Annotated in this window: 17 protein-coding genes; 8 read left to right on the plus strand and 9 right to left on the minus strand. The window is 68.7% G+C overall.

Features of this window, described 5'->3' with window-relative positions:
• Positions 1–11 precede the first annotated feature (11 nt).
• Complete coding sequence (gene hemA, locus ACLBKU_RS11605) at positions 12–1,232, plus strand: 5-aminolevulinate synthase (RefSeq protein WP_410180178.1); 1,221 nt, start codon at positions 12–14, stop codon at positions 1,230–1,232.
• A gap of 466 nt (positions 1,233–1,698) precedes the next feature.
• Here hemA and ACLBKU_RS11610 read toward each other — a convergent pair whose 3' ends face one another.
• The 3 genes from ACLBKU_RS11610 to ACLBKU_RS11620 are packed head-to-tail and all read right to left on the minus strand — an operon-like array spanning position 1,699 to position 6,776.
• Positions 1,699–3,783 (minus strand): glycoside hydrolase family 97 protein, encoded by a 2,085-nt coding sequence (locus ACLBKU_RS11610; protein WP_410179719.1) that lies wholly within the window; start codon positions 3,781–3,783, stop codon positions 1,699–1,701.
• A gap of 39 nt (positions 3,784–3,822) precedes the next feature.
• Entirely contained in the window at positions 3,823–5,187 is a 1,365-nt protein-coding gene (locus tag ACLBKU_RS11615) for an alpha-amylase family glycosyl hydrolase (protein WP_410179720.1), read from the minus strand.
• Positions 5,187–6,776 (minus strand): MFS transporter, encoded by a 1,590-nt coding sequence (locus tag ACLBKU_RS11620; protein WP_410179721.1) that lies wholly within the window; start codon positions 6,774–6,776, stop codon positions 5,187–5,189. The genes ACLBKU_RS11615 and ACLBKU_RS11620 overlap by 1 nt, the downstream gene beginning before the upstream one ends.
• 304 nt (positions 6,777–7,080) lie before the next feature.
• On the opposite strand from ACLBKU_RS11620, the gene ACLBKU_RS11625 reads away from it, so the two are divergent.
• Genes ACLBKU_RS11625 through ACLBKU_RS11640 form a run of 4 tightly spaced genes read left to right on the plus strand, consistent with a single transcriptional unit; the run spans position 7,081 to position 13,127 of the window.
• On the plus strand, positions 7,081–8,922 hold the full coding sequence (locus tag ACLBKU_RS11625; protein ID WP_410179722.1) for an alpha-amylase family glycosyl hydrolase: 1,842 nt from the start codon (positions 7,081–7,083) through the stop codon (positions 8,920–8,922).
• Positions 8,922–10,574: an alpha-amylase family glycosyl hydrolase gene (locus ACLBKU_RS11630; RefSeq protein ID WP_410179723.1), complete on the plus strand. Its 1,653-nt coding sequence runs from the start codon at positions 8,922–8,924 to the stop codon at positions 10,572–10,574. The genes ACLBKU_RS11625 and ACLBKU_RS11630 overlap by 1 nt, the downstream gene beginning before the upstream one ends.
• Positions 10,574–11,605 carry a LacI family DNA-binding transcriptional regulator gene (locus tag ACLBKU_RS11635; protein ID WP_410179724.1) on the plus strand — a complete coding sequence of 344 codons (1,032 nt, stop codon included), beginning with the start codon at positions 10,574–10,576 and terminating at the stop codon, positions 11,603–11,605. Before ACLBKU_RS11630 ends, ACLBKU_RS11635 begins: the two co-directional genes overlap by 1 nt.
• A 4-nt stretch (positions 11,606–11,609) precedes the next feature.
• Positions 11,610–13,127: a tryptophan halogenase family protein gene (locus tag ACLBKU_RS11640; RefSeq protein WP_410179725.1), complete on the plus strand. Its 1,518-nt coding sequence runs from the start codon at positions 11,610–11,612 to the stop codon at positions 13,125–13,127.
• A 216-nt stretch (positions 13,128–13,343) separates the two neighbouring features.
• Here ACLBKU_RS11640 and ACLBKU_RS11645 read toward each other — a convergent pair whose 3' ends face one another.
• Positions 13,344–16,181, minus strand: coding sequence for a TonB-dependent receptor (locus ACLBKU_RS11645; RefSeq protein ID WP_410179726.1), 2,838 nt, complete (start codon positions 16,179–16,181; stop codon positions 13,344–13,346).
• Positions 16,182–16,554: 373 nt separating this feature from the next.
• Here ACLBKU_RS11645 and ACLBKU_RS11650 point away from each other — a divergent pair, with 373 nt between their 5' ends.
• Both ACLBKU_RS11650 and ACLBKU_RS11655 read left to right on the plus strand, forming a co-directional pair.
• Positions 16,555–17,286: a DUF6445 family protein gene (locus ACLBKU_RS11650; RefSeq protein ID WP_410179727.1), complete on the plus strand. Its 732-nt coding sequence runs from the start codon at positions 16,555–16,557 to the stop codon at positions 17,284–17,286.
• 18 nt (positions 17,287–17,304) lie between these two features.
• The gene (locus ACLBKU_RS11655; protein ID WP_410179728.1) at positions 17,305–18,825 is read left to right on the plus strand and encodes a tryptophan halogenase family protein; all 1,521 of its coding nucleotides are present in this window, start codon (positions 17,305–17,307) and stop codon (positions 18,823–18,825) included.
• 178 nt (positions 18,826–19,003) lie between these two features.
• Here the strand turns inward: ACLBKU_RS11655 and ACLBKU_RS11660 are convergent, their stop codons facing one another.
• Positions 19,004–19,513 carry a c-type cytochrome gene (locus ACLBKU_RS11660; protein ID WP_410179729.1) on the minus strand — a complete coding sequence of 170 codons (510 nt, stop codon included), beginning with the start codon at positions 19,511–19,513 and terminating at the stop codon, positions 19,004–19,006.
• Positions 19,514–19,716: 203 nt separating this feature from the next.
• On the opposite strand from ACLBKU_RS11660, the gene ACLBKU_RS11665 reads away from it, so the two are divergent.
• Positions 19,717–20,535, plus strand: coding sequence for a DUF1499 domain-containing protein (locus tag ACLBKU_RS11665; RefSeq protein ID WP_410179730.1), 819 nt, complete (start codon positions 19,717–19,719; stop codon positions 20,533–20,535).
• On the opposite strand, the gene ACLBKU_RS11670 is transcribed toward ACLBKU_RS11665, so the two are convergent.
• Genes ACLBKU_RS11670 through ACLBKU_RS11685 form a run of 4 tightly spaced genes read right to left on the minus strand, consistent with a single transcriptional unit; the run spans position 20,532 to position 25,711 of the window.
• Positions 20,532–21,137, minus strand: a complete 606-nt coding sequence (locus ACLBKU_RS11670; RefSeq protein WP_410179731.1) for a CDP-alcohol phosphatidyltransferase family protein — start codon at positions 21,135–21,137, stop codon at positions 20,532–20,534. The two genes, ACLBKU_RS11665 and ACLBKU_RS11670, sit on opposite strands and share 4 nt — an antisense overlap.
• A complete protein-coding gene (locus ACLBKU_RS11675; protein WP_410179732.1) occupies positions 21,130–22,425 on the minus strand; it encodes a NupC/NupG family nucleoside CNT transporter in 1,296 nt (431 codons plus the stop codon). Before ACLBKU_RS11675 ends, ACLBKU_RS11670 begins: the two co-directional genes overlap by 8 nt.
• The gene (locus tag ACLBKU_RS11680) at positions 22,422–24,563 is read right to left on the minus strand and encodes an FAD-dependent oxidoreductase (RefSeq protein WP_410179733.1); all 2,142 of its coding nucleotides are present in this window, start codon (positions 24,561–24,563) and stop codon (positions 22,422–22,424) included. The genes ACLBKU_RS11675 and ACLBKU_RS11680 overlap by 4 nt, the downstream gene beginning before the upstream one ends.
• Positions 24,560–25,711, minus strand: coding sequence for an FAD-dependent oxidoreductase (locus ACLBKU_RS11685; RefSeq protein WP_410179734.1), 1,152 nt, complete (start codon positions 25,709–25,711; stop codon positions 24,560–24,562). Before ACLBKU_RS11685 ends, ACLBKU_RS11680 begins: the two co-directional genes overlap by 4 nt.
• Positions 25,712–25,891: the final 180 nt, after the last annotated feature.

A 25,891-nucleotide genomic window follows, 5' to 3' on the forward strand; every position in this document is an offset into this window, starting at 1 on the left:
AGGGAACCCCGATGGACTTCGAAGCCTATTTCGCCGGCGAACTCGACACCGTGCGCGCCGATGGCCGCTACCGGGTGTTCACCGACATCAAGCGCCACCGCGGGCGCTTCCCGCACGCGACCCGCTTCATCGCCGAGGAGACGCAGGCCGTAACCGTGTGGTGCTCGAACGACTACCTCGGCATGGGCCAGCACCCCGCGGTGCTCGAGGCGATGCACGCCTGCCTCGACGAGTGCGGCGCGGGCGCGGGCGGCACGCGCAACATCTCGGGGACCAACCACTATCACGTTGAACTCGAAGCCGAACTTGCCGACCTCCACGGCAAGGAGGCGGCGCTGCTGTTCACCTCGGGCTACGTCTCGAACTGGGCGGGCCTCGGCACGCTGGCGGGCAAGATCCCGGGCTGCGTGGTGTTCTCCGACGCCTTGAACCACGCCTCGATGATCGAGGGCATCCGCTATTCGCGGGCGCCGTACAAGATCTGGAAGCACAACGACGTCGCGCACTTGGACGAGCTGCTCTCGATGTACGGCCCCGAGGTGCCCAAGCTGGTCGCCTTCGAAAGCGTCTACTCGATGGACGGCGACATCGCGCCGATCGCCGAGATCCTCGACGTCTGCGAGAAGCACGGCGCGATGAGCTATATCGACGAGGTCCACGCGGTCGGCCTCTACGGCCCGCGCGGTGGCGGGATCGCCGAACGCGAGGGGCTGATGGACCGCATCACCGTGATCGAGGGGACCCTCGGCAAGGCCTTCGGGGTGATGGGTGGCTACATCGCGGCGAGCGCAAACCTCGTTGATTTCGTTCGCTCTTTCGCGAGCGGCTTCATCTTCTCGACCGCCCTCCCCCCCGCCGTCGCGGCGGGCGCTGCGGCAAGCATCCGCCACCTCAAGGTCTCGAGCGAGGAGCGCGAGCTCCAGCAGAAGCGCGTGGCGCAGGTGCGCCGTGCGCTCGACATCATGGGCATCCCGCACTTGGACAACCCGAGCCACATCATCCCGGTGATGGTTGGGGACGCCAAGAAGTGCAAGATGATCAGCGACTGGCTGATGGACAACCACGGCATCTATGTGCAGCCGATCAATTACCCGACCGTGCCCGTCGGCACCGAGCGGCTGCGCGTCACGCCCTCGCCGGTGCATTCGGATGGCGACATCGACCGGCTGATCAAGGCATTGAGCGAGATCTGGTCGCATTGCGAACTCGCCCGGATGGCAACCGCCGCCTGAGGCTTGCCGACTGACAGGACTACCGGTTCTCCCTTGGACGGGAGTGAGGGCGGTCGCCTTTGGGGGAAGGCGGCCGCCCTCTTTGTGTTGGGGGGCGGGGGCTTTTGGGTGATGGCGATTAGGGGGCGAATGTCGGCAAGTGGGTGGTTTCCGGACGCTCCCTCATGCCCACCCCGCTGCGACTAAGCGCACCTACGGCGCGCTAAGTCTCGCTCCCCTCCCGCCTGCGGGAGGGGCTGGGGGTGGGCCCGTACGATGTCCGCAACGGGGTCGCTTCCAGAATGTCCGCTTTCGGTGGCGAGATGGCTTAAGCTGCCATCCTCTCCACCGTCGCCCCGTGCTTGCCTGCCCCGGCGAAGGCCGAGGACACGGGGCTAGGCTTCCGTTGGCGTACACCATGCAAGAAAAGCCTAGCCCCGTGTCAAGCACGGGGCGACGAAGGATCATCCCCGAGGCTCCCGCCCCCTCACTTCACCGGAATGAACCGCACCGCCACCCCGCCCGAGGCAGCAAGGTGCACCGCGAAGGTGTCGCCGCCGGTGACGACCTTTTCCTCGATCACGATGTCATAGGGGTTGTAATCCCAATGCGCGTGCGGGCCGTCGCGGTAGATCTGGGCGCGGTATTTGCGGCCCGGCTCGAGGAAGCTGAGCGGCAGCGACAGGTCGCGGGGATTGGCGTCCGTGACTGCGCCGAGGAACCACTCCTTCGATTTGCGCCCCTGCCGCGCGATCGCGACATATTCGCCGACCTCGCCGGCGAGCGCGATCGACTGCTCCCAGTCGGCCTCGACGTCCTTGATGAACTGGAAGGCGTCCATGCGCTTCTCGTAATTCTCGGGGAGGTCGGCGGCCATCTGGAGCGGCGAGTAGATCGTCACGTAGGTCGCGAGCTGCTTGGCGAGCGTCGTCTGCGGGCGGTTCTTAGGGTCGCCGCGCGGCATGTCGGGGCGGACCGGGGGGCGCTCGTTGGGGCGCAGGTCGAAGATGCCGGGGGTGTAGTCGAAGGGCCCGGCGAGGAGCGCGGTGAAGGCGAGCATCGGCTCGTGGCTCGGCGGATTGGGCGGCGAGCCCCAGGCGTTGAACTCCATCCCCCGCGCGCCCTCGCGGCTCATCCAGTTGGGATAGGTGCGCCGCAGCCCGGTGTCCTTGACCGGCTCGTGGGTGTCCATGGCGATCTGGCGCTCGGCGGCTTCCTTGATGACCTTGAGGTGGTGCTCGATCATCCGCTGGCTGTCGTAATATTCGTAGTGGCGAATGCCCTTGTCGTCGGTCCACACCGCGTCGCCCGCGTCGGAGACATAGCCCGACTTGACGTAGTGCGAGCCGATTTTCTTCACGAGGTCGAGCCCCGCTTCCAGCTGGTTCTCGTAATTGGTGAGGTTCGCGGACGTTTCGTGGTGGACGATCAGCTGGACGCCCTTGGCGGCGGCATATTTGCCAAGGCCTTCGATGTCGTAGTCGGGATAGGCCTCGGTGAAGCTGAAGACGTCGCCGTTGTTGAACCAGTCGCCGTCCCAGCCCTTGTTCCAGCCCTCGACGAGGACGCCGGAAAAGCCGTGCTTTGCGGCAAAGTCGATGTAGCGCTTGGCCTCGGCGGTGGTCGCGCCGTGGTAGCGGTTGCTCGCCCAGGTGCGGTCGTTGATGTGCATCGCCCACCAGATGCCGACATACTTGCCGGGCTTGGCGTAGGAGACGTCGCCGAGCTTGTTGGGCTCGTTGAGGTTGAGGACGATGTCGGAATTGATGAGGCCGACGGCGTCGGGGGCGATCTGGATCGTGCGCCACGGCGACTTGAAGGGCGCCTTGGTCTTGACCTTCGGACCGCCCGACCAGTTCCTCAGCCGTGCCTCGAAATTGCCGGGGCGCAGCGCGAGGAGCGACATCGACGACCAGTCGACGAGCCCTGCCTCGTGGATCGCCATGTAGATGCCGTCGGGGTTCTTGAAAGTGGCGGGCGTGTGCGCGGTCTCGACCTCGCCGGCGGGGGCGACGCGGTAGATGTACTCGTTGCGGTTGAAGCCGTCGGCGGGCGTGTACCAGGTGGTGGTTGTCTCGCCGACGCCGAACTGGGTGAGTTCCTCGACGACCGCGACGTCGCCGTCGAGCGCGGGCTGGGCACCGAACTCGTAGCGGAAGCCGATGCCGGTGTCGAAGGCGCGGAAGCGGACGGTCATCTGCCGGTCGGGGCCTTCAGAGGAACGGAAGGTGACGGCGAGCTCGTTGTGCTGGTCGCGCACCAGCCGGCGCTCGCCCCAGGGCTGCTCCCACGTGGTGTCGTTGGTGGCGGTCGTCGATCCGGCGATGACGAGCCCGCGCTCGAAGCCGTGGTGCTCGGCGAAGAGCAGGCCCAGCTTCGAGGGCGCGATGACCTGCTTGCCGTTGTAGGCGACGGCATAGGTCGCCTGGCCACCGTCGTCCTTGACGGTGACGGTGATCTTCCCGTCGGGCGAGGCGAGGGTCAGGGTCTCGGCGTGAGCGGGCGCAGCGGCCCCCATGGCTGCCCACGCGATGGCGGCGAACGCCACGAGTGATTTCCAGTGCTTCGTCATCGTCCCTCTCCTCGCGCAGGCCCTAGGGGCGGCCTCGCGTCACTTGGTTTCCTTGAAGATGCGGTAGCCCCAGGCGGGCAGGTCGAGCGTCTCGCCGCCGCCGAAGCGCGCGGGCGCGCCGGTGAGCGCGTCGGTGTAGCGGCCGTGGTGGCGGGCCTTGTCGAAGGTCACCGCGTGCGGCCGTGGCGACAGGTTGAACACCGCGAAGATGCGCTCGCCCGGAGCGCCGCGGGTGAAGGCGTAGACGTCGGCGCTCTCGCTGGTGGGCACCTCGACCATCGGCGCGCCGAAGCGGCCGTTGTGGAGCGCGGGGGTCGCGGTCTTCAATGCGATCAGCTTGGCGAAAAGCGCGGCGTGCTTGCCCTCCTTCCAGACGATCGGGTCGCGCTCGAAAAACTTGAGCTGGCGGTCGTTGTCGGCCTCCTGCCCGTTGTAGATCAGCGGGAGGCCGGAGCCCGTGAAGGACAGCGCGATCGCCGCTTCGTAGGCCGGACCGTAGATCTGGCTCGCGACCCCGTCCCACGAGTTCTGGTCGTGGTTCTCTGTGTAGATCATGCGCATCGCGGCGCGCGGCCATGTCTCGGCCTGCGCCGCGTAGTAGCCGCGGATTGCTCCTGCCCCCTCGCCGCTCCTGACGAGCTTCTGCATCGCCTCCTTCCAGCCCCAGCCGTAGGTCGCGTCGAAGGCGCGGGCGTGGAGGTCGCGCTGCTCCCATTCGGCGAGCATGAAGACCGGCTTGACCGTGTCGAGCTCGGCCCGCGCGGTCTCCCAGAAGTCGGTGGGGACATAGCCCGCGACGTCGCAGCGGAAGCCGTCGATGCCGTATTCGCGCACCCAGTGGGCGAGGCTCTCGGTCATGTATTGCCTGAGACCGGGTTGGCTGTAGTCGAAGTCGGCGACGTCTGACCAGTCGGTCCCCTGCGGGCTCATCAGCGCGCCCTCGGGGGTGCGGGTGTACCACTCGGGGTGGCTCTTGGTCAGCGGGTTGTCGGTGGCCGAGTGGTTCGCGACCCAGTCGAGGATCACCTTCAGCCCCAGCCGGTGCGCCTCGGCGACGAAGGCGCGGAAGTCGGCCTCGGTGCCCAGCTCGGGATTGACGGCGCGGTAGTTGCGCACCGCGTAGGGGCTGCCCAATGAGCCCTTGCGGTTCGCCTCCCCGATCGGGTGGATCGGCATCAGCCAGACGATGTCGACGCCCATCGCGGCAAGGCGCGGGAGCTGCCTCGTGGCGGCGCGGAAGGTTCCCTCGCTCGTGAACTGGCGGGTGTTGAGCTGGTAGATCACCGCGTCGCGCGTCCACTCCGCGTTCCGGACCTCGACATAGTCGCGCGGCGTGTAGTCGGGCGCGGCGAGCGCCGGGGCGGCGAGGACGGCACTCGCCAGCAGCGTGAGCCCGAGCCGCATCACGCCTGCTCCGCGCGGAGCGCGGGCGCCTCGGCCCGGTCGCTGTCGGTGACGAAGAAGGTCGCCGCCGCCGCGAGCACGAAGCTCACCGCCGCGATCACCATCGCGTAGATCGGGTGCCCGGCGAAGAGGTTGGTGAGGAGGAAGCCGAGCAGCGTCGAGGCGAGCAGCTGGGGCACGACGATGAAGATGTTGAACACCCCCATGTAGATGCCCATCTTTTCCTGCGGCACGCATCCGGCGAGGATCGCATAGGGCATCGACACGATCGAGGCCCAGGCGATCCCGATCCCGATCTGCGGGATCCACAGGAGCGCCGGATCGCGCACCAGCAGCACCGCGGCAAACCCTGCTGCGCCCAGCAGCAGGTTGACCGCGTGGAGCCGGCAGCGGTCGATCTTCGCGGCGACCAGCACGAAGCCCAGCGCAGCGGCAGCGGCGAGGCCGTTGCGCACCGATCCCATCAGGCTCCACCAGTCGGCTCCGTCCTGATAGGCGGCGCTCACCGTGTCGGTCGCGCCGAAGTGGTATTCGGTCACCCCCGGCGTGCCGTAGATCCACAGCGCGAACATCCCGAACCAGCTGAAGAACTGCACCACCGCGAGCTGGCGCATCGTCTTCGGCATGGCGAAGAGGTCGGTGACCACCTCCATGAACCCGCTCTCGTTCCGCCCCTGCCCGCGCAGCATCCCGGCAAGGAGCTGGATCACCCCGAACCCGGCGACCAGCGCGGCGAGGACGTAGATGTCCTTGGCGACCTCGATCGTGCCGAGGAACGCCGGACGCGCCTCGCTGCGGGCGAGCATCACCAGCGCGGCGATCAGCGCTCCGGCGAAGGCCCAGATAATCCCGCCGCGGGTGAACTGCGCGGCGCTGCGCTCGTCGACGTCGCGCGCGGCGCTGCCGCCCGCCCCGCGCGCCGCCTCGAAGCGGGCGAGGTCCTGGGGGGAGTATTCCTTGGTCGAAAGCACCGTCCAGGCCACCGCTGCGAGCAGCGCCGCGCCGCCGATATAGAAGGACCAGTGCACCGTCTCGGGGATTTGCCCGGCGGGAGCGACGTTGCTGAGGCCCATCCAGTTGGTCATCACCCAGGGCAGGGCCCCGGCCATGACCGCTCCGGTGCCGATGAAGAAGCTCTGCATCGCATAGCCCATCGTCCGTTGCCGATCGGGCAGGTTGTCGCCGACAAAGGCGCGGAACGGCTCCATCGTGACGTTGAGCGAGGCGTCCATCACCCACAGCATCCCCGCCGCGACCCACAGCGCGGAGGCGTCGGGCATGACGAACAGCGCGAGGCTCGCCAGCAGCGCCCCGGCGAGGAAATAGGGGCGGCGGCGGCCGAAGCGTCCCCAGGTCTTGTCGGAGAGGTGGCCGATGATCGGCTGGACGATCAGCCCGGTCATCGGCGCGGCGATCCACAGGATCGCGAGCTCGCCGACGTCCGCGCCCAGTGTCTGGAAGATCCGGCTGACATTGCCGTTCTGGAGCTCGAAGCCGATCTGGATTCCGAGGAACCCGAAGCTCATGTTCCAGATCTGCGCTGCGCTGAGCGCAGGCTTGTGGCCGCCTTGCGTCATGGTCGTCGTCATCCCTCTCCCCGCCGCGCCGCCCGATCGGGCATGACGCGGCTCGCGGCAGGACCTATGCTGGTGACGGGTCTTGCGCCCGCGCTCGCCATGCACGCTGCCGCCGGGCAGTCTGGACGCGCTGCAAATTTTTGCAAGAACCTTCGTGCGTCCGGCTCCGCAAAAATCGTCCTCTGCCCCGCCCTTATGGCAGTTTGTCGTCGGAAATGCGCGCCTTGTCTGCCCGCCGCGGCGCATCTCGCGCCTATCACAAAGATTTGCAAAATTTTTCCGCAACTGTCACAAGCTGCGGCGAGGGAGAAGGGTCATGACGCGAATCTTCGTGAGGCTTGCGGCTGCGCTGTGCGCCGGAACCGCGCTGGCGGGCGGTGCGCTCGCCGCCGGGGCGCAGGCCCAACCGGCCGCGCCGCCGCCGATCGCCGAGCGCCAGCTCGAGGACGAGGTGATCTACTTCGTCCTGCCCGACCGCTTCGAGAACGGCGACCCCAGGAACGACCGCGGCGGGCTCAAGGGCGGGCCGCTCCAGCACGGCTTCGATCCCGCCGCCAAGGGCTTCTACCACGGCGGCGACCTCAGGGGGCTGACGAGCCGCCTCGACTACATCCAGGGCATGGGCGTGACCGCGATCTGGTTCGCGCCGATCTTCAAGAACAAGCCCGTCCAGGGCAAGCCCGGCGAGGAGAGTGCGGGCTACCATGGCTACTGGGTCACCGACTTCACCAGCGTCGACCCGCATTTCGGCACCAATGCCGAGTTCAAGGCCTTCGTCGATGCCGCCCATGCGCGGGGGATGAAGGTCTACATGGACATCATCGTCAACCACACCGCCGACGTGATCGACTATGCGGAAGGCACCTACGACTACCGCAGCAAGGGCGACTATCCCTTCTCGAGGCTGGGCGGCCCGGGCGGCGCGCCCGTCAACGCGGGCTTCGCGGGCGACGACAATCCCGATCCCGCCAACTGGGCGAAGCTCACCGACCCCGCCTTCGCCTACACCCCCAAGGTCGCCGAAGCCGAGCGGAACGTGAAGGTCCCCGCGTGGCTCAACGACACCGCGCTCTACCACAATCGCGGCAACTCGCACTGGGTGGGCGAGAGCAGCCTCTACGGCGACTTCTCGGGGCTCGACGACCTCGCGACCGAGCACCCGCGGGTCGTTCAGGGCATGATCGACATCTTCGGCCAGTGGATCGACGACTACCGGATCGACGGCTACCGCATCGACACCGCCAAGCACGTCAATCCCGAGTTCTGGCGCGCCTTCGTCCCCGCGATCCTCAAGCGTGCCGAGGCGAAGGGCATCAAGCACTTCCACATCTTCGGCGAGATCGCCTACGAGGAGCCGACCGCGACCATCGCCGCGCAGGTGATGGCCGACAGCCACCTGCCCTATGCGCTCGACATGGGCTTCGCCAAGGCCGCGCAGATGGTCGCGAGCGGCAAGAGCCCGCCGCGGGTGATGGCCGAGTTCCTCCAGCAGGACGCAATCTATCCCGGCGGCGCGAAGACGGCGCTGGGGCTTCCGACCTTCCTCGGCAACCACGACTTCGGGCGCTTTTCCATGTTCGTGCGCCAGATGAGCGGCTCGGACGACGAGGCGAGCCTGCTCGCCCGAGTCCGGCTCGGCCATGCGATGATGTTCCTGCTGCGCGGGGTGCCGACGGTCTACTACGGCGATGAGCAGGGCTTCATCTCCGACGGCAACGATCAGCTCGCCCGCGAGGACATGTTCGCGAGCAAGGTGGCGGTCTACAACGACAACAACCTCATCGGCAGCGACGCGACCACCGCGCAGGCGAATTTCGATCCCGCCCACCCGCTCTACAAGCTGGTCGGCGAGCTCGCCGCCGCGCGCACCGCGAGCCCCGCGCTGCGCCGCGGCCTCAGCACGGTGCGCGCCTTCGAGGAGGCCGCCCCCGGGCTTCTCGCGGTCGAGCGGCACGATTTCGAAAGCGGCCAGCGCGTGCTCGTCCTATTCAACACCGGCGAAACGCCACTTTCGCGCAATGTCGAGGTAAGCTACGGCGCGCGCCGCGTCACGCCGCTGGTGGGCCAGTGCCCTTCGGCGCCCGCCGCGCCGGGTTCGCTCGCCGTGACCTTGCCCGCCTACGGCTTTGCCGCCTGCATTCTGGAGACCGACGACTAATGGCAACCGCCGAGGCCATCACGGGCACCCCCGCCGACACCGCCAGCGCGCTCGCCTGGTGGCGCGGCGCGGTCATCTACCAGATCTATCCGCGCAGCTTCGCCGACACCAACGGCGACGGCATCGGCGACCTTGCCGGCATCGCCGAGCGGCTCGACTACGTCGCCGACCTCGGGGTCGACGGCATCTGGATCTCGCCCTTCTTCACCTCGCCGATGAAGGACTTCGGCTACGATGTCGCCGACTATCGCGGGATCGATCCCTCCTTCGGCACCTTCGCCGACTTCGACCGAGTGGTCGAGAAGGCGCACAAGCTCGGCCTCAAGGTGATCATCGACCAGGTCTATTCGCACACCTCGGACGAGCACGCCTGGTTCCAGGAGAGCCGCCAGAGCCGCACCAACCCCAAGGCCGACTGGTATGTCTGGGCCGACCCCCGGCCCGACGGCTCGCCGCCGTCGAACTGGCAATCGGTGTTCGGCGGCTCGGCGTGGCAGTGGGACGGGCCGCGCAAGCAGTATTACCTGCACAATTTCCTGACCTCGCAGCCCGATCTCAACGTCCACAGCGTGGAGGTGCAGGATGCGCTGCTCGACGTGGCGCGTTTCTGGCTGAACCGCGGTGTCGACGGCTTCCGCCTCGATGCGCTGAACTTCTCGATGCACGACCCCGAGCTGCGCGACAATCCGCCCTCGGGCCTGCCGATGGAGCTGGTCACCCGGCCCTTCGACATGCAGGTCAAGCGCTACAACCAGTCGCACCCCGACATCACCCGCTTCCTCGAGCGGATCCGCGCCACGATCGACGAATTCCCCGGCCGATTCACGGTCGCCGAGGTCGGCGGGCCCGAGCCGCTCGCCGAGATGAAGGCTTTCACCGAAGGCGGCAAGCGGCTCGATTCGGCCTATAACTTCGACTTCCTCTACGCCCCGCGCCTGACCGCGCCGCTGGTCCGCGCGAGCCTTTCGCAATGGAGCGGCGAGCCGGGCGAGGGCTGGCCCTCCTGGGCCTTCTCGAACCACGACGCCCCGCGCGCGGTGACCCGCTGGGCGCTGGACGGCGACATGGCGCGCGCGGCGCGGCTCAACCTGCTGCTGCTGCTGTCCTTGCGCGGCAACCCGATCATCTACCAGGGCGAGGAGCTCGGCCTGCCGCAGGGCGAGGTCGCCTTCGAGGACCTGCTCGATCCCGAGGCGATCGCCAACTGGCCGCACACCCTCGGGCGGGACGGGGCGCGCACCCCGATGCCCTGGGCCGCCGACGCCCCGCAGGCAGGCTTCTCGAGCGCCAACCGCACCTGGCTGAAGCGCGATCCGGTCCACGCCGCCTATGCCGTCGACCGGCAGGCCGCCGACCCCGGCTCGACCCTAGCCTATGCCCGCACGATCCTCGCGCTGAGGCGCGAGCACCCCGCGCTGGTGCGCGGCGACATTGCGCTGCTCGACACGCCGCCCGACATCCTCGCCTTCGTGCGCGAGGCCGACGGCGCGCGGGTGCTCGCCGTCTTCAACCTCGGCGAGGCGCCGGGGCACTGGGCGCCGTCCGCGCTGGGCGGCGTCCGCCTGCTCGCCACCGAGAGCAGGGTCGGCGGCGGGAGCCTGCCCGAGGCGCTCGCCCCCGGCACCGGCTACTGGGCCGCGCTCGAGCGCTGATGGCCGACGCGCCCCCTCCTCCCTCGCGCCGCAGCGCCACGCTGGAGGACATCGCGCGCGAAGCGGGGGTGTCGATCTCGACCGTCAGCCGGGCCCTCAACGACAGCCCCTCGGTCAAGCGCCGCACCAAGCAGCAGATCTGGCAGATCGCGCGCGCCCACGACTACGAGTTCCGCGCCTCGATGCCGAGCGGCCCGATCGGCGCCGACGCGACCATCGCCGTCGTCGTCCCCGCCCCGCAGGCACGCGACACGCGGGTCTCGGACCCCTTCTTCCTCGAATTGCTCGCCGGGATCGCCGAGGCCGCGCGCGAGCGCAATGCCGACCTCATCGTCAGCCACCTTTCCCCGCGCGCCGGGGGCGACCTCGACTACGCGATGAGCACCAGCCGCGCGACCGGCGTGATCTTCATCGGCCAGAGCTCGCTCCACCACGAATTCAACGCCCTGGCGGCGCGCGACGACCGGTTCGTGGTGTGGGGCGCGGAGTTTCCGGACGCGCAATACTGCGTCGTGGGCTCGGACAACCTCGCCGGCGGGCGGCGCGCGACGGCGCACCTCGCGCGGCTCGGACGGCGGCGCATCCTGTTCCTCGGCGACACCGAGGCACCCGAGGCCGAGCAGCGCCTGCGCGGCTATCGCCAGGCACTGGACCAGGCGGGGATCGACCTCGACGACGGCCTGATCCTCCCCGCTCACTTCGAGGTCCACTCCGCCGAAGCCGCGCTGCGCAGCGCGATCGCGCGGGGGCTCAGGTTCGACGCGGTGTTCGCCGCGAGCGACCTCATCGCGATCGGCGCGATCAGGGCGCTGACCCGCTCGGGGATGCGGGTGCCCGAGGACGTCTCGGTGGTCGGCTACGACAACATTCCGGCCGCGCGGCTGGTGACGCCGCAGCTCACGACGATCGACCAGGACGCGAACCTTGCGGGCCGTATGCTGGTCTCCAAGCTGATCGACCGGGGCGAGGGCCCGGCGATCTCGCAGCGGCTTGAAACGAGCCTGCTGATCCGCGAAAGCTGCGGGGGGTGACGTCATGACTGAAGCCAGGCCCTTGAAATCCATCGTGATCGTCGGCGGCGGCAGCGCGGGCTGGATGACCGCGGCGGCGCTCGCCGAGGCGGTCGGCCGGTCCTGCGCGATCACCCTCGTTGAAAGCGAGGCGATCGGCACCGTCGGCGTCGGCGAGGCGACCATCCCGCCGATCCGCCACTTCAACGCGCGCCTCGGGATCGACGAGGCGACCTTCGTGCGCGAGACGCAAGGGAGCTACAAGCTCGGCATCGAGTTCGTGAACTGGGGGCGGCAGGGGCACCGCTATTTCCACCCCTTCGGCCAGTATGGTGCTGAATTCGATAGCGTTCCCTTCTACCACCACTGGATGCGCGAGAGCCTCGAGGGCCGCGTCGAGGGCCCGATCGACGACTTCTCGATGTGCTGGGCGATGGCTCGCGCCGGCAAGTTCGCCCACCCCTCGCCCGACCGGCGGCTGATCCAGTCGACCTTCGACTACGCCTACCATTTCGATGCCGGGCTCTACGCGGCCTTCCTCAGGCGCTATGCCGAGGCGCGGGGTGTGACCCGGGTCGAGGGCAAGGTCGTCGATGTGGCGCTCGGGGGCGAGGACGGGTTCATCGAAGCAGTCACGCTCGACGATGGCGAGCGGATCGAGGGGGAATTCTTCATCGATTGCAGCGGCTTCCGCGGCCTGCTCATCGAGGAGGCGCTGCACGCAGGCTACGACAACTGGCAAGCCTGGCTCCCCTGCGACCGCGCCGTCGCGGTCCCTTGCGAGCGGGGCGAGTTCACCCCCTACACCCGCTCCACCGCGCGCGAGGCGGGGTGGCAGTGGCGCATTCCGCTCCAACATCGCACCGGCAATGGTTATGTCCATTGTTCCCAGTTCATTGGCGAGGACGAGGCGGCCGCGACCCTGCTCGCCAACCTCGACGGCGAGGCGCTCGCCGACCCGCGGCCCTTGCGCTTCGTCACCGGCAAGCGGCGGAAATTCTGGGAGAAAAACTGCGTCGCCATCGGGCTGTCGGCGGGGTTCATGGAGCCGCTCGAATCGACCAGCCTCCACCTGATCCAATACGGCATCCTGCGCCTCCTCGCGCTGCTCCCCGACAGCGCCATGTCGCCGCTCCTGGCGCGCGAATATAATGCCCAGACTTCAAAGGAATACGAGCTGATCCGGGACTTCCTGATCCTCCACTACAAGGCCACCGAGCGCGACGATTCCGAGCTGTGGCGCTACTGCGCGGCGATGCCGATCCCGGACAGCCTGCAATACAAGATCGACCACTTCCGATCCAACGGGATGCTTGTCGCCGACGGGCAGGAGCTGTTCGCCAATCCCAGCTGGATCGCGGTCTATCTCGGCCAAGGCATTGTTCCTGCAAGCGTTCCTGCCCTCGCCCGGATGCGCGAGGGTGTGCCGGTGGCCCAGAGGCTCGGGCAGATCCGGCACGCCATGGACGAGGCCGTGGCGGCGATGCCGTCACATGGCGAGTTCATCGCCCGGCATTGCGCCGCGCCTGCCCTTGCGGGCTGATTGGTCCACTTGGAAGCGAAGCTCTGCGAAGCAGAAACATCACTGAAAAGCCCCCTCTAGAGGGGGTCAAGCCGGGGTCTGGGAGGGGTCTAGAGGGGGTCTGGCGCCGTCCTGACCCGTGCAAGCACGCCGCTGGCACCACCCAAACAGAAAGGGCCCGCCGCTGCCGGCGAGCCCCTCCTTGCCACCCTCGATCAGGCCCGAGGGGCCGATCCGTCAGAAGCTCTTGCGAATCGTGAGGTTGAACGTGCGACCGTAGGTCTCGTGACGGCTCGGGAAGGTCCCGACCGGCGCCGTGCCTGCCGCGTTGAGAAGGGTGTTCTCGGTCACGAAAGGCTCGTTCGTCAGGTTGAACACTTCCGCGAGGATCTGCACGCCGTTGAGCAGACCGTCGGCCTTCTCGAAGGTGTAGCCGATCTGCGCATCGACGATCGTTTCCGGCAGAGCCTGCGCGCCCTGGAGCTGGCCTGCGAAGTTCTGCACCTCCGACAGGAAGCCGGCGCGGTAGCGGGCGGCGAGCTTCGCGCGGAAGCCGTTCTTCTCGTAGAAGATGTCGCCCGACCAGGTCACATCCGAATAGCCCGGGATCGGCGTCGCGCGAACGCCGTTCGAGATGTTGGCATCGGCGTAGGTGATGCTGGCAAAGCTGCCGAACCCGTCGAGCGCGTCGACGAGATCGCCGTAGTTGATGCGCAGCGTCCCTTCGATGCCCTTGATCTTGCCGCTCGCGAAGTTGGTCGGGCCCGAATAGGTCCCGGTGCGCAGCTGCGGGTTGGCCGTGAGCAGCCCCTGCCAGCCGGCAAGGTTGATCTCGCGGGTCAGATCGGCGGTGCTGGTCTGGTCGACGACCCAACCCGACAGATCCTTGTAGAAGGCCGCGATGATGATCGCGGTGCCCGGCGAGAAGTACTTCTCGAAGGACAGGTCGAGGTTGGTCGAGCGGTAGGGCTCGAGCCGCGGGTTGCCGCCGCCGAGGGTGAAGCACACGTTGAGCGGCGGATTGAAGGTGTTCGGCAGCAGCGTGTCGGGGATCTGGTCGGCGTTGCTGTCGACGCAGACCTGGTTGCGGAACCCGATGTTCTGGTTGGCCGCCAGCTGGTCGAGCCGCGCACGGGTCACGGTCTTGGAGGCGGCGACGCGGATGAAGGTATCCTGCGCAACCTCGAAGGCCAGGTTCATCGTCGGCAGCCAGTTGTCGAAGGAATATTCGACCACGTTGTCACGGCCGCCGGCGATCGACCCGCGCGAGCGCTGCGTTGTGTCGGCATAGCGCAGACCGATATTGCCGCGCACCGGAACCGAGCCGAGGTCGCCGTCGATATTGGCCTGGATGTAGAAGTTGTGGATCTTCTCGCCCACGGTCCACTGCGTGTCGAAAGTGGCCTTCTCGACGCGGTAAGTGCCGTCGGTCAGGAACTTCGCCGGGTTGTAGGCGAGGATGTCCATCCCCAGGCTCTTGGTGTTGGTCGACCCGACGATCGCGCCGGCAGGAATGGCGAGGCCATTGCCGAAGGCGTTGGTGGGACGCAGGAAGCTTTCGTTGGAATCGAAGTTCTTCTCGCGGTCGGTATAGAGCCAGCCGACGGTGATGCGGTCGATCAGCCCGCCGTCGAACTCCCAATAGGTCTCGGCGCGCAGCTGGTGCAGCTCGTCCTGGATGATCGGCTCCTTGATGAAGCCGACCTGGCCCCAGCCACCCGGATCGGTGAGCAGCACGTTGGCGGGGTTGGTGTAATCGAGCTGGGTCTGGATCGAATAGGCGCCGCTGCGCGGCATGGTGAAGGTCAGGCGGTCCTGCGCGCCCGAGCGCGCGCGGCCCGAACCGGCATAGCTTTCGTAGTTGATGTCGTTACGGTCGAGGGTCGAATAGCCGTAGTCGAGCACGAAGCCGAGATTGTCGGTCGCCTTCCACTCCATGTTGGCGCCCAGCGCCCAGATGTCCGAATCCGCGCCCTGCGTGTCGGTGCGCAGGATCGGCACCACCGCCGAGTAGGTTGCGGTTTGAGCAAACTGATCGCGGGTGCCGGTCGCACCGACGAAGCCCGCGCCGCTCCACGAGGCGATCGGGGTTTCGGTGCCGCGGAAGATCCCGGCGTCCTTGGTGTTGGTGTAGAAACCGTCGAGGGTCAGCGAGAAGCTGTCGGTCGGCTCGAACTGGAGGCTGCCGGCGACCGAGGTGCGCTGGAACTCGCGGCTCACCACGCCCTGGCGCGGGTTGTCGGCGGGGTAGAACACGCCGTTGGCATCGCGGCGCACCTGGCCGTTGAGGACGGTCGGATTGCCGTTCTCGCGGGTGTCCTGGGTCTTCAGTTCGCGGCTGATGTACTGGGTCGGGATCGACTGGATGGTCGCACCCAGCGACCAGCCGATGGTGCCGTCGGCGTTCTGGTCGATATAGCTGCCGAAGAAGCGGTAGCCGCTCGCCGAGAAGTCGGGGTTGAGCTTGCCGTTGTCGTTGTAGGAATAGGTGCCCGACAGCGTGATCTGGCGCTTCTTCGAATCGAGCGGACGGATCGTGCGCAGGTCGACCGCGCCGGCGATGCCGATCGCGGCGAGCTGGGCGTCACCGGTCTTGTAGACCACGCCCGAGGCCACGAGCTCGGAGGGGAACTGGTCGAACTCGATCCCGCGGTTGTTGCCGGCCGAGACGACTTCGCGGCCATTGAGCAGCGCGAGCGAGAAGTCCGGGCCGAGGCCGCGGATCGAGACCTGCTGCGAGCGGCCGCGCACGCGCTGGGCGGTCACGCCGGGCAGGCGGGCGAGGGTGTCGGCGATCGACTGGTCGGGGAGCAGGCCGATGTCTTCGGCCGCGATCACTTCGACGATCGAGGTGGCGTTGCGCTTCTGGTCGAGCGAGGTCTGGATCGAGCCGCGGATACCGGTGACGGTGATCCCCTCTTCGGCCTGGGCCTCTTCCTTCGCCTCGACAGTACCCGGCTTGGGTTCGCCGGAGGCTTCCTGGGCAAGGACCGGCGCGCCGGTGGCTGCCAGAGCCAGGAAGGTTGCGGCCCCGCACAGCAGGCGCGCGCTTGCATTGATCCCGTTCGTCTTCATCAAGAGTCCCCTCCGCACACGTCGTTGTGTCGACGCTTTTGCAGATTTTTTCATAGCCGAACCTGAACCGCAGGTAAATCGCCAATCCGCAGGAACCTGTGTGCGGCCCAGTTTTCTTGGATTAGGAATTTGATACAATGGGTTAGATGAGGCACAGGGCGGTGGTGAAGGCGTTCGGGCGGTGTTGCGCGCTGTGAATGTTGCGGGATTGTCACAGGTATCTTGCGTTTTCTTGCCCGGAGCGGCGGTTCGGCGCACGAGGGTGCGGCGGCCCGCGGCGTGAGTGCAGCCATGGGCTCGAAATCCTCAGCGTTTCCTTGCGCTTGAGCATCGCGCTTGGAGCGGTCGCGGGACTGCGGTAGGCTGCTACGCCATGACCGCCCTGCCCGCCTCGCCCGCTTCGCCGCCCCTCGATCGCTGGGGAATCGCCCTCGGCGGGGCGCGCGGCGAGCGTTTTTCCGGGCAGAATCACCTGCTGGTGACGGTCCCGGGCTTCCTCGAACATCCCGAAGCGGCGATCGAAGCAGCGACTTTGCAAAATTTTGCAAAGATCACCCCGCAATATCCCGGGGTGCGCGCGGCGCTCGATCCGGCGGTGTGCCGCACCTGGCTCGGAGCCCTGGGACCGCTGCTCGACGAGGCCTTCGGGCGCGCGGAGGGGGGCTGGGCGATGCAGGCGTGGTTCTCGCTCGTCACCACCCCGCCCGCCGCGCTCCTGCCGATCCAGCGCCTGCCGCACGTCGACGGCACCGACGCGCGGCAGGTGGCGATGATGCTCTACCTCCACCGCACCGGCCACGGCGGGACGGCGTTCTTCCGGCACAAGGCGACCGGGCTCGAGGCGCTCACCCCCGAGACCTGGCCGCGCTATGCCGCCGCGGTGCAGGCCGAATACGGGCGCGCCCTGCCGCCCGCCGCCTACCCGACCGACGGCGCGCCGCATTTCGCGCGCACCCATGTCGTCGCCGGGCACTTCAACGAGGCGGTGTTCTACCGCGGCAACATCCTCCATTCCGGCGTCATCGACAACGCCGCGCCGCTCTCCGCTTCCCCAAGAGAGGGACGGCTCACGATCAACGCCTTCTTCCGCCCGGCGGCGGGGTGACACGATAAGGGACGGGACATGGGACAGCCTGAAGTGAGGAAACTGGTGATCGTCGGCGGCGGCACCGCGGGGTGGATCACCGCCGCGGCCTTTTCCCGGCTGCTCGGGGGGCGGCTCGCGATCGAGCTCGTCGAGAGCGAGGCGATCGGCACGGTCGGCGTCGGCGAGGCGACGATCCCGCAGATCATCCGGCTGAACGCCATCCTCGGCCTCGACGAGAACGCCTTCCTCAGCGCGACCTCGGGCACCTTCAAGCTCGGGATCGAGTTCGTCGACTGGGGGCGCAAGGGGAGCCGCTACCTCCACACCTTCGGCGAGACGGGGATGAACCTCGGCCACGTCGCCTTCCACCACTACTGGCGGAAGAGCGTCGCGGAAGGGACGCCCTCCTCGCTGTGGGACTATTCGCTGCACCAGATGGCGGCGACCCAGGCGAAGTTCGGCAAGCTCGACCGGGTCGGCAACACCTCCATGACCGGCCTCGCCTATGCCTACCACTTCGACGCGAGCCGCTATGCGCTGTTCCTGCGCGCCTATGCCGAAGGGCGCGGCGTGACGCGCACCGAGGGGATCGTCGAGAGCGTCCAGCGCGATAACGAGAGCGGCGACCTGACGGCGATCACCCTCAAGGGGGGCAGACAAGTCGAGGGCGACTTCTTCATCGACTGCACGGGCTTCCGCGCCCTGCTACTGGGCGATGCGCTGGGGGTGGGCTACCGGGACTGGTCGAAGTGGCTCCCCTGCGACCGCGCGCTCGCCGTGCCGAGCGAGCGGCTGCCGGTGCTCGTCCCCTACACCCGTGCGACCGCGCGCGACGCGGGGTGGCAGTGGCGCATCCCGCTCCAGCACCGCACCGGCAACGGGCATGTCTATTCGAGCGGCTTCACCAGCGACGAGGTGGCGGCCGACACGCTGATGCAGGGCCTCGACACCCGCGCGCTCGACACCCCGCGCCCGATCCGTTTCACCACCGGGCGGCGCGAGACGTTCTGGGCGCACAACTGCGCCGCGATCGGCCTCTCCAGCGGGTTCCTCGAGCCGCTCGAGTCCACCTCGATCCACCTCATCCAGTCGCATGTCAGCCGGCTCATCCAGCTCTTCCCGCGCGCGGGTGACCCGGCGGCGCTGCGCGCGGAATACAATGCCCGCTGCGCCGAGGAATTCGCGCAGATCCGCGACTTCCTGATCCTCCACTACCACCTGACGGACCGCGAGGATTCGGAGTTCTGGCGCTATTGCAAGCACATGGAGGTGCCCGACAGCCTCACCCACAAGATGGCGCTGTTCGCAGCTGGGGGCCGCGTCGGGCGCGATGTCGACGACCTGTTCCGCGACGCGAGCTGGGTGCAGGTGATGCTCGGCCAGGGCATCATGCCCGCCGACCACGACCCGATGGCCGACCAGGTCGCGCCTGCGCAGCTCGCCGAGTTCCTCGCCAACGTGAAGACCCTCACCCAGCGCGCGGTGGCCGGCCTGCCGAGCCACGAGGACTACCTCGCCCGCCACTGCCCCGCCGATCCGGCGCTGCTCGCGGCCTGAGGAAGGGCGCGCCAATTCCCCTCCCGCTTGCGGGAGGGGTTGGGGGTGGGCGCGCGCGGCGCGCGCTTGCTTTTCGACAGGCCCACCCCCGGCCCCGATACCTGCCCCGCCCACGCAAAAGGGCGACGCAGTTGCCTGCGCCGCCCCTTCGATCCGGCCCCGCGGGGGGCCTTGCGGATTACTTGGCCGACTGCTGCTCGAGATAGGCGACGAGGTCGGCGCGCTTCTGGTCGTCCTTGACGCCCGGGAAGGCCATCTTGGTGCCCGGGACGTAGCCCTTCGGGTCCTTGAGGTATTCGAACAGGACCTGCGGCGTCCAGGTGATGCCGCTGTTCTTGTTGGCGTCCGAGTAGCTGAAGCCCGGGACCGAGCCCGACTTGCGGCCGACGACCTTGTGCAGCGACGGGCCGACGCGGTTCACGCCCTCGTCGAAGACGTGGCAGGTGCGGCACGCGGCGAAGACCTTCTCGCCCGCGGCGGCATCGGTGGTGAAGCTGGCATATTCGAGCTTCGCGCCGTCCGCCGGAGCGGCCGCAGCGGCAGTCTCGGTCGCGGCCGGGGTCTCGACGGCGGCAGCGGTCTCGGCCGGAGCCGGTGCGTTGGCGTCGCTGCCGGCACCGCCGCCGCACGCCGAAAGGGTGGCAAGGCTCGCCAGCGCAGCCGCGCCCATCAGGAAATTACGCTTCATGTCGTTTGTCCTCTTGAACAATTCAGTTCCTCCCGCATCCCAGCGGGCTTTACCGCAGATTCTCGGGCATGAAAAGCGGGACTTCACGCATGGTAAACCCCCTCCCCCCGGGTGCCGTGAAGCCGTAACGCCTCGCCTGCGAAAGGGTTTCCGCGCGCCTCGCAAAGATTGCCAAGGCAAACGGGCGCGTTATGCTCGCGGGCATGATGAACACCCTGCCGCGCCACGCCAAGATCCTCCTCGTCCTGCTGGTCCTGCTGCCGATCTACTTCGCGATCGCTTCATTCGGCACCAAGATCGGGCTGTGGGGATGGAAGTTCGGGCTGGTGGCGATGACGCTCGGCGGGGGGGTGGTCCTGCTCGGGCTGGTGGCGCTCGCGGCGCTGGTCTCGCTGGTGATGGCGCTGCGGGCCAAGCCCCGCCGCAAGGGGCTGGTCGCGCTTGCGATCCTCGGCCTGCTGGTGCCCGCGTCGGCGCTGCTCGTGTTTGTGGGCGCGCTCGGCAAGGGGCAGGCCAACCCGATCCACGACATATCGACCGACACCGCCAACCCGCCCGCTTTCTCCGCCAGCACGATGGCGGCGCGCGAGGCGGCGGGCGCGAATCCGCTGTCCGACTACCAGACCCCGCTCGGTCAGCTTGCCTTCTTCAAGGACAAGGGCCTCTCGCCCGAGCTCGCGGTCAAGAGCCATGCGCAGATCATCACCGACCGCCCCGACCGCCCCGCCCCGCTGCCGCTGGGCGGCGCGAGCAAGGCGGAAGGGGTCGCGGCGGTGGCGGCGGCGATGGGGCAGATGGGCCTCACCGAGATCCGCTCCGACCCTGCGACCGGCATCGTCGAGGGCGTTGCGGAGACCTTCTGGTTCGGCTTCAAGGACGATATCGTCGCCCGCGTCGGCGATGCGCAGATCGACTTCCGCTCGGTGAGCCGGGTGGGGGTGAGCGACCTCGGCGCGAACACCGCGCGCATCCTTGCGCTGCGCGAAAAGGTCCAGGCGCAGCTCGGGGCGGCGAGCCGCTAGTCGCGGAAGGTCAGGGCCGCCAGCGCGCTCCTCTGGAACACGGTGAGCACGCAGAGCGCCGCATAGGCATAGGCGATGGCGCCGAACCATCCGGGCGCGAGGCACATGGCGATGAACACCGCGATGGTCTCGGCCCCCTCGGCGAGGCCGGTCGAGTAGAAGAAGCTCTTGCGCCCATGCGCCTCGGTGGTCGCACCGCGCTTGGCGGCGATCACCGCGAAGGCGAGGAAGCTGACGCCGGTCAGCACGAAGCTCGCCACCAGCACCAGCGCGGGAAGCGTGCGCCCCTCGTCCCCGAAGCCGAAGGCGAGGGGCACGCTCACATAGAAGGCAAAGTCCGCGACGATGTCGAAATAGCCGCCGAGGTCCGAGGGGCCCCGCACCCGCGCCACAGCGCCGTCGAGCCCGTCGAGGAGCCGGTTGGCAAGGATCAGCGCGAGGCCCGCGCCGAGGTGGTCGAAGGCGATCGCGGCGGCACCCGCGAGGCCGAGCGCGAGGCCTGCGAAGGTCAGCGTGTTGGCGGTGACCCCCGCCCTCGCGAGCGCCCGCCCGGCAGCGTTGAGCGGCGGGTCGATGAGGGGGCGCAGGCGGGCGTCAAGCAAGTGTCACCAGCCCGATCCACGCCCCGGTCATCGCGCTCGCGATATTCCCCGCGACCCAGCTCTTCATCCCCAGCCCCGCGGCCTCGGCGCGGCGCTCGGGGCAGAGCGTGCCGATGGTCGAGACCAGAAGGCCGACGCTGGCAAGGTTCGCGACGCCGCACAGCGCATAGGTGACGATCAGCAGGCTGCGCGGCCCGAGCGTCCCCGCCGGGAGCGCGGCGAGTTCGAGATAGGCGACATATTCGTTGAGCACCGCCTTGGTCCCCATCAGCGCGCCCGCCGCCTGCGCCTCGCCCCAGGGCACGCCGATGCTCCACATCGCCGGCGCCAGCGCCCAGCCGAGCAGCCGCTTGAGGCTGATCGGCGCGCCCTCGACGAGGGGGAGCGCGGCCAGCATCCCGTCGACCAGCGCGACCAGCGCGAAGACGGTGATGATGACCGCGATCACCGCGAGGAACAGCTGCATCCCGTCCATCGTCCCGCGCACGATCGCATCGATGCTCCCCTCGTAGGCGAGCGCGGGCGCGCCGTCCTCGTCCTCGTCCTCGGCCTCGGTGGCGGTGTCGTCCGCACCCGGCGGCACCATCAGCCGCGCGGCGAGAAGCGCGGCGGGGATCGAGATCAGCGAGGCGGCGATGAGATGGCCGACCGCGTCCGCCACCACCAGCCGCAGCGTCGTCGCGTAGAGCACCAGCAGCGCGCCGCTGATCGTCGCCATCGCGAGCACCATCAGCTGGAACAGCTCGGAGCGGCTCACCCGGGCGAAATAGCCGCGGGTGACGAGCGGGGTCTCGACCACTCCGAGGAACAGCGCCGCCCCGCCGGCGAGCCCGACCACGCCCGACACCCCGAGCGAGCGGCGCAGCAGGAAGGCGAGGCCATTGACGATCCAGCGCAGCACCCCCCAGTGCCACAGCAGCGCCGAGAGCGCGGAGAAGACGATCACCAGCGGGAGGATCCGGAAGGCGATGATAAGCGGCGCCTCGGCGCCCGGCTTCAATGCGAAGGGCAGTTCCGCCCCGCCGAGATAGCCGAACATGTAGGACGAGCCCTTGAGCGTCGCCTGCTCGACCGCGCTGACCGCGCTGTTGGCGAGGCCGACCGCCTCCCAGACGATCGGCACGCGCACGATCAGTACCGCGAGGAGCCCCTGCATCGCCAGCGCGCCCGCCATCCAGCGCCACCCCGGATGCCCGCGGCGGTTCTCCGAGAGGGCCCAGGCGATCCCCATCAGCACCGCGATGCCGAGGATGCCGCGGGTCTGGTCGAAGAGTTCCGCCCCGCTCATCCGCGCCTCCAGGCGTGGTAGCGCTCGACCCACTTCAGCAGGCCCTCGGGCTTGTGGGCCTTCTTCCAGTTGCCCGCGGCGAACTTGTTGGCCTCGGCGAGGGTCGGGTAGGCGTGGATCGTGCCGAGGATCTTGTTCAGCCCGATCCCGTGCTTCATCGCCAGCACGTATTCGGCGATGAGCTCGCCCGCGTGGGCACCGATGATGGTCGCCCCGAGGATGGTGTCTTTCCCACCGGCGGGGGTGAGCACCTTGACGAAGCCCTTGGTCTCGCTCTCGGCGATGGCGCGGTCGAGGTCATCGAGCTCGTAGCGGGTGACCTCCACCGCGATCCCCTGCTCGGCCGCCTCGCGCTCGGTGAGGCCGACGCGGGCGAACTCGGGGTCGAGGAAGGTGACCGCGGGGATCACCCGGTAGTCGGCCTTGAACTTGCGAAATTGGCCGAACAGCGCGTTCACGCTCGCGTACCACGCCTGGTGGCTGGCGGTGTGAGTGAACTGGTAGGGCCCCGCGACGTCGCCGGCGGCGAAGATGTTGGGGAACTTCGTCGCGAGAAAGGCGTCGGTGACCACCGTCTTGTCGGTCTCGACCCCGAGGTCCTCGAGCCCGAAGCCGGTGAGGCGGGCCTTCCTGCCGACCGCGACGATCAGCGTGTCGAAGGGGATACGCACCTCGTCGCCCGCGTGGGTGGCGACCAGCACCCGGTCCTCGATCCGCGCGGCCGTGTGGCCGGTGAGGACGCGCACCCCGTCGGCTGCGAGCACCGCCCTCGCCAGCGCCGAGACGTCGGCGTCCTCGCGGGCGAGCAGCGCGTCGGCCATCTCGACCTGCGTCACCTGCGAGCCGAGCCGCGCCAGCGCCTGAGCCAGCTCGCACCCGATCGGCCCGCCGCCGAGCACCGCCACCCGCGCGGGCGCGGCGTCCATCTGCGCGAAGGCCTCCCACATCGTCTCGCTGGTGAGATAGCCGCTTGCCTCGATCCCCGGGATCGGCGGGACCACCGGCTCGGCGCCCGTAGCGATGACGATGCTGCGGGTGGTGAGCCGCTGGGTGCCACCAGCGTTGCGGGCAATCTCGACCGTCCAGGGATCGATCACCTTCGCATAGCCCTTCACGACATCGACCCCGAGGCCCTCGTAGCGCTCGACCGAGTCATGCGGCTCGATCGCTTTCACCGCCTCGCGCACGCGGGCGATGACCTGCCGGAAGGGCACCTGCGGCTCGGCGGGGGCGAGGCCGTAGCGGTCGGCGTGGCGCATCGTGCTCGCCACCTTGGCGCTCTTGATCAGCGCCTTCGAGGGCACGCAGCCGGTGTTGAGGCAGTCGCCGCCCATCTCCTTCGCCTCGATGAGCGTGACCTTCGCCTTCACCGTCGCGGCGATATAGGCGCTGACCAGCCCCGCCGACCCTGCGCCGATCACCACCAGGTTGCGATCGAACTTCTTCGGGCGCGTGAAGCCGGCATAGACCTTGCGCCGCTGCAAGGCTCCGACCGCCAGCTTCGCCAGCCACGGCGCGAGGCCGAGCAGCACGAAGCTCCCCAGCACCTCGGGCGAAGCGATGCCGGAAAGGCTCTCGATCCGCGCCAGCTGCGTGCCCGCGTTGACGTAGACGATCGTGCCGAGCAGCATCCCCAGCTGGCTCACCCAGACATAGGTCGTGACCCTGATGCGGGTGAGGCCCATGACGAGGTTGACCACGAAGAACGGGAAGGCCGGGATCATCCTGAGGGTGAAGAGGTAGAAGGCCCCGTCGCGCTCGACGCCCGCGTTGATCGCCTTCAGCCGCTCGCCGAAGCGCGCCTCGATCGAGTCCCGCAGCACGTAGCGCGAGGAGAGGAAGGCGAGGCTCGCCCCGGCGGTCGAGGCGAAGGAGACCAGCACCGTTCCCGTCACCACCCCGAACAGCGCGCCCGCCGCCAGCGTCATCAGCGCCGCCCCCGGCAAGGAGGCGGCGGTGACCGCGACATAGACCGCGAAGAACCCCGCGAGCACCGCGACGGGGTTGGCGGCGTAGAAGGCCTCCCACTGCGCCACCCCCGCCTTGATCCCGGCGAGCGTCAGGTATTGCCCGAGGTCGAAGACGAAATAACCCGCGACCACGGCGGCGAGCGCGGCGAGAATGGCAAGTTTCTTCACACGTGATCCCTCTGTTCGCCCGCCAGCCTCGCGTATTTCGCGATCCAGCCTTTGTCGATCCGGTGCTTGAGGGCAAGCACCCAGCGCCCTTGCGCCGCGAGCGGCCCGTAGCTGGCGATCGCCGCGCCGTCGCCGGTGTTGAGGAGATAGAGGCTGTGGCGGCGCGGGCTATAGGCCGCGCGTGGAAGGCTGCCTTCCATGACTGCGCGCAGATTGGCGGCGAGCACCGGCCCGGCGAAGACCGCGTGGACGCCCGAGTGCGCGAGCGGTCGGTCGGCGCGGGCGGCGACGTCCCCGGCGGCGAAAATGCGCGGGTGCGAGAGCGAGCGGTGGTGCGCGTCGACCAGCAGGAAGCCCTCGGCGTCGGTGGCCACCCCCGAGGCGCGCACCCAGCCCGGCGCGGCGCTGCCGAGCGCGGCGACGACGAGGTCGGCGGGTTCGAGCGAGCGGGAGCCCGCCACCAGCGCCCCGCCCTCGAACCGCACATCCTCCTCGAGCACCGCGATCCCCTGCCGGGCGAGCGCCCGCGCGACAAGCCGCCGCACCGCGGGCGCGAAGCCGGGGAGGAGGCCGCCGCGCCCCGTCGCGAGCGTCACCTCTGGCAGCGTCGGCGCTCCGGCGAGGTTGCGCAGGGCGAAGGCCAGTTCGACGCCGCCCGCGCCCCCGCCCGCGACCACCATGCGCTGCAACCCGCGCCGAGACGCCCGCAGGGCGGCGAGGCGCTCGACGAACGCCCCGATCGGCCGCACATCGACGAGGCGCGGGTCCTCGCCGAGGAGCGCCGCCGCCCGCCCCTCGCCGCCGGTGTCGAAGGAGGCGACGGCGAAGCGCAGCGCGCCGCCCCCCGCCAGCCGCACGACGCGGGCCTCGGGATCGAGCGCGACGCAACGATCGAGGACCAGCGCCACCCCCGCGCGCGCCGCCAGCGCGGCGAGGTCGACCAGCCCCTCGTCCTTCCCATGCTGCCCGGCGAGCCAGCCCGGGACCATGCCCGAGTAGCGCAAGACGGGCTCCGGGGTGAGCAGCACCGCGCGCGCTCCCGCGGGCACCCCGCGGCGGACGAGATCGGCGAGCACCGCGACATGGGCATGCCCGCCGCCGACCAGCAACAGCCCCGCCTCCCCGTCCTGTGCCTTCGAACCCGTCATCGCTCCCGCTTCATCGCCTCTGGTTCATCGCAGGGCAAGCTTTGCGCGGTAACGGGGTCTTGATACAACATAACTTGGCGCGCACCTCTCTCATGCTCGTATCTTCAGGAATTTGCAGGCCTTTTGCGGCCCCGGAACCCTGTGCAAGCTCGGGGATTGACGACTTGCGGCAGCCGCCGC

Origin of the sequence: Erythrobacter sp. NE805 (genome assembly GCF_046452355.1) — a bacterium.
GTDB lineage: Bacteria > Pseudomonadota > Alphaproteobacteria > Sphingomonadales > Sphingomonadaceae > Erythrobacter.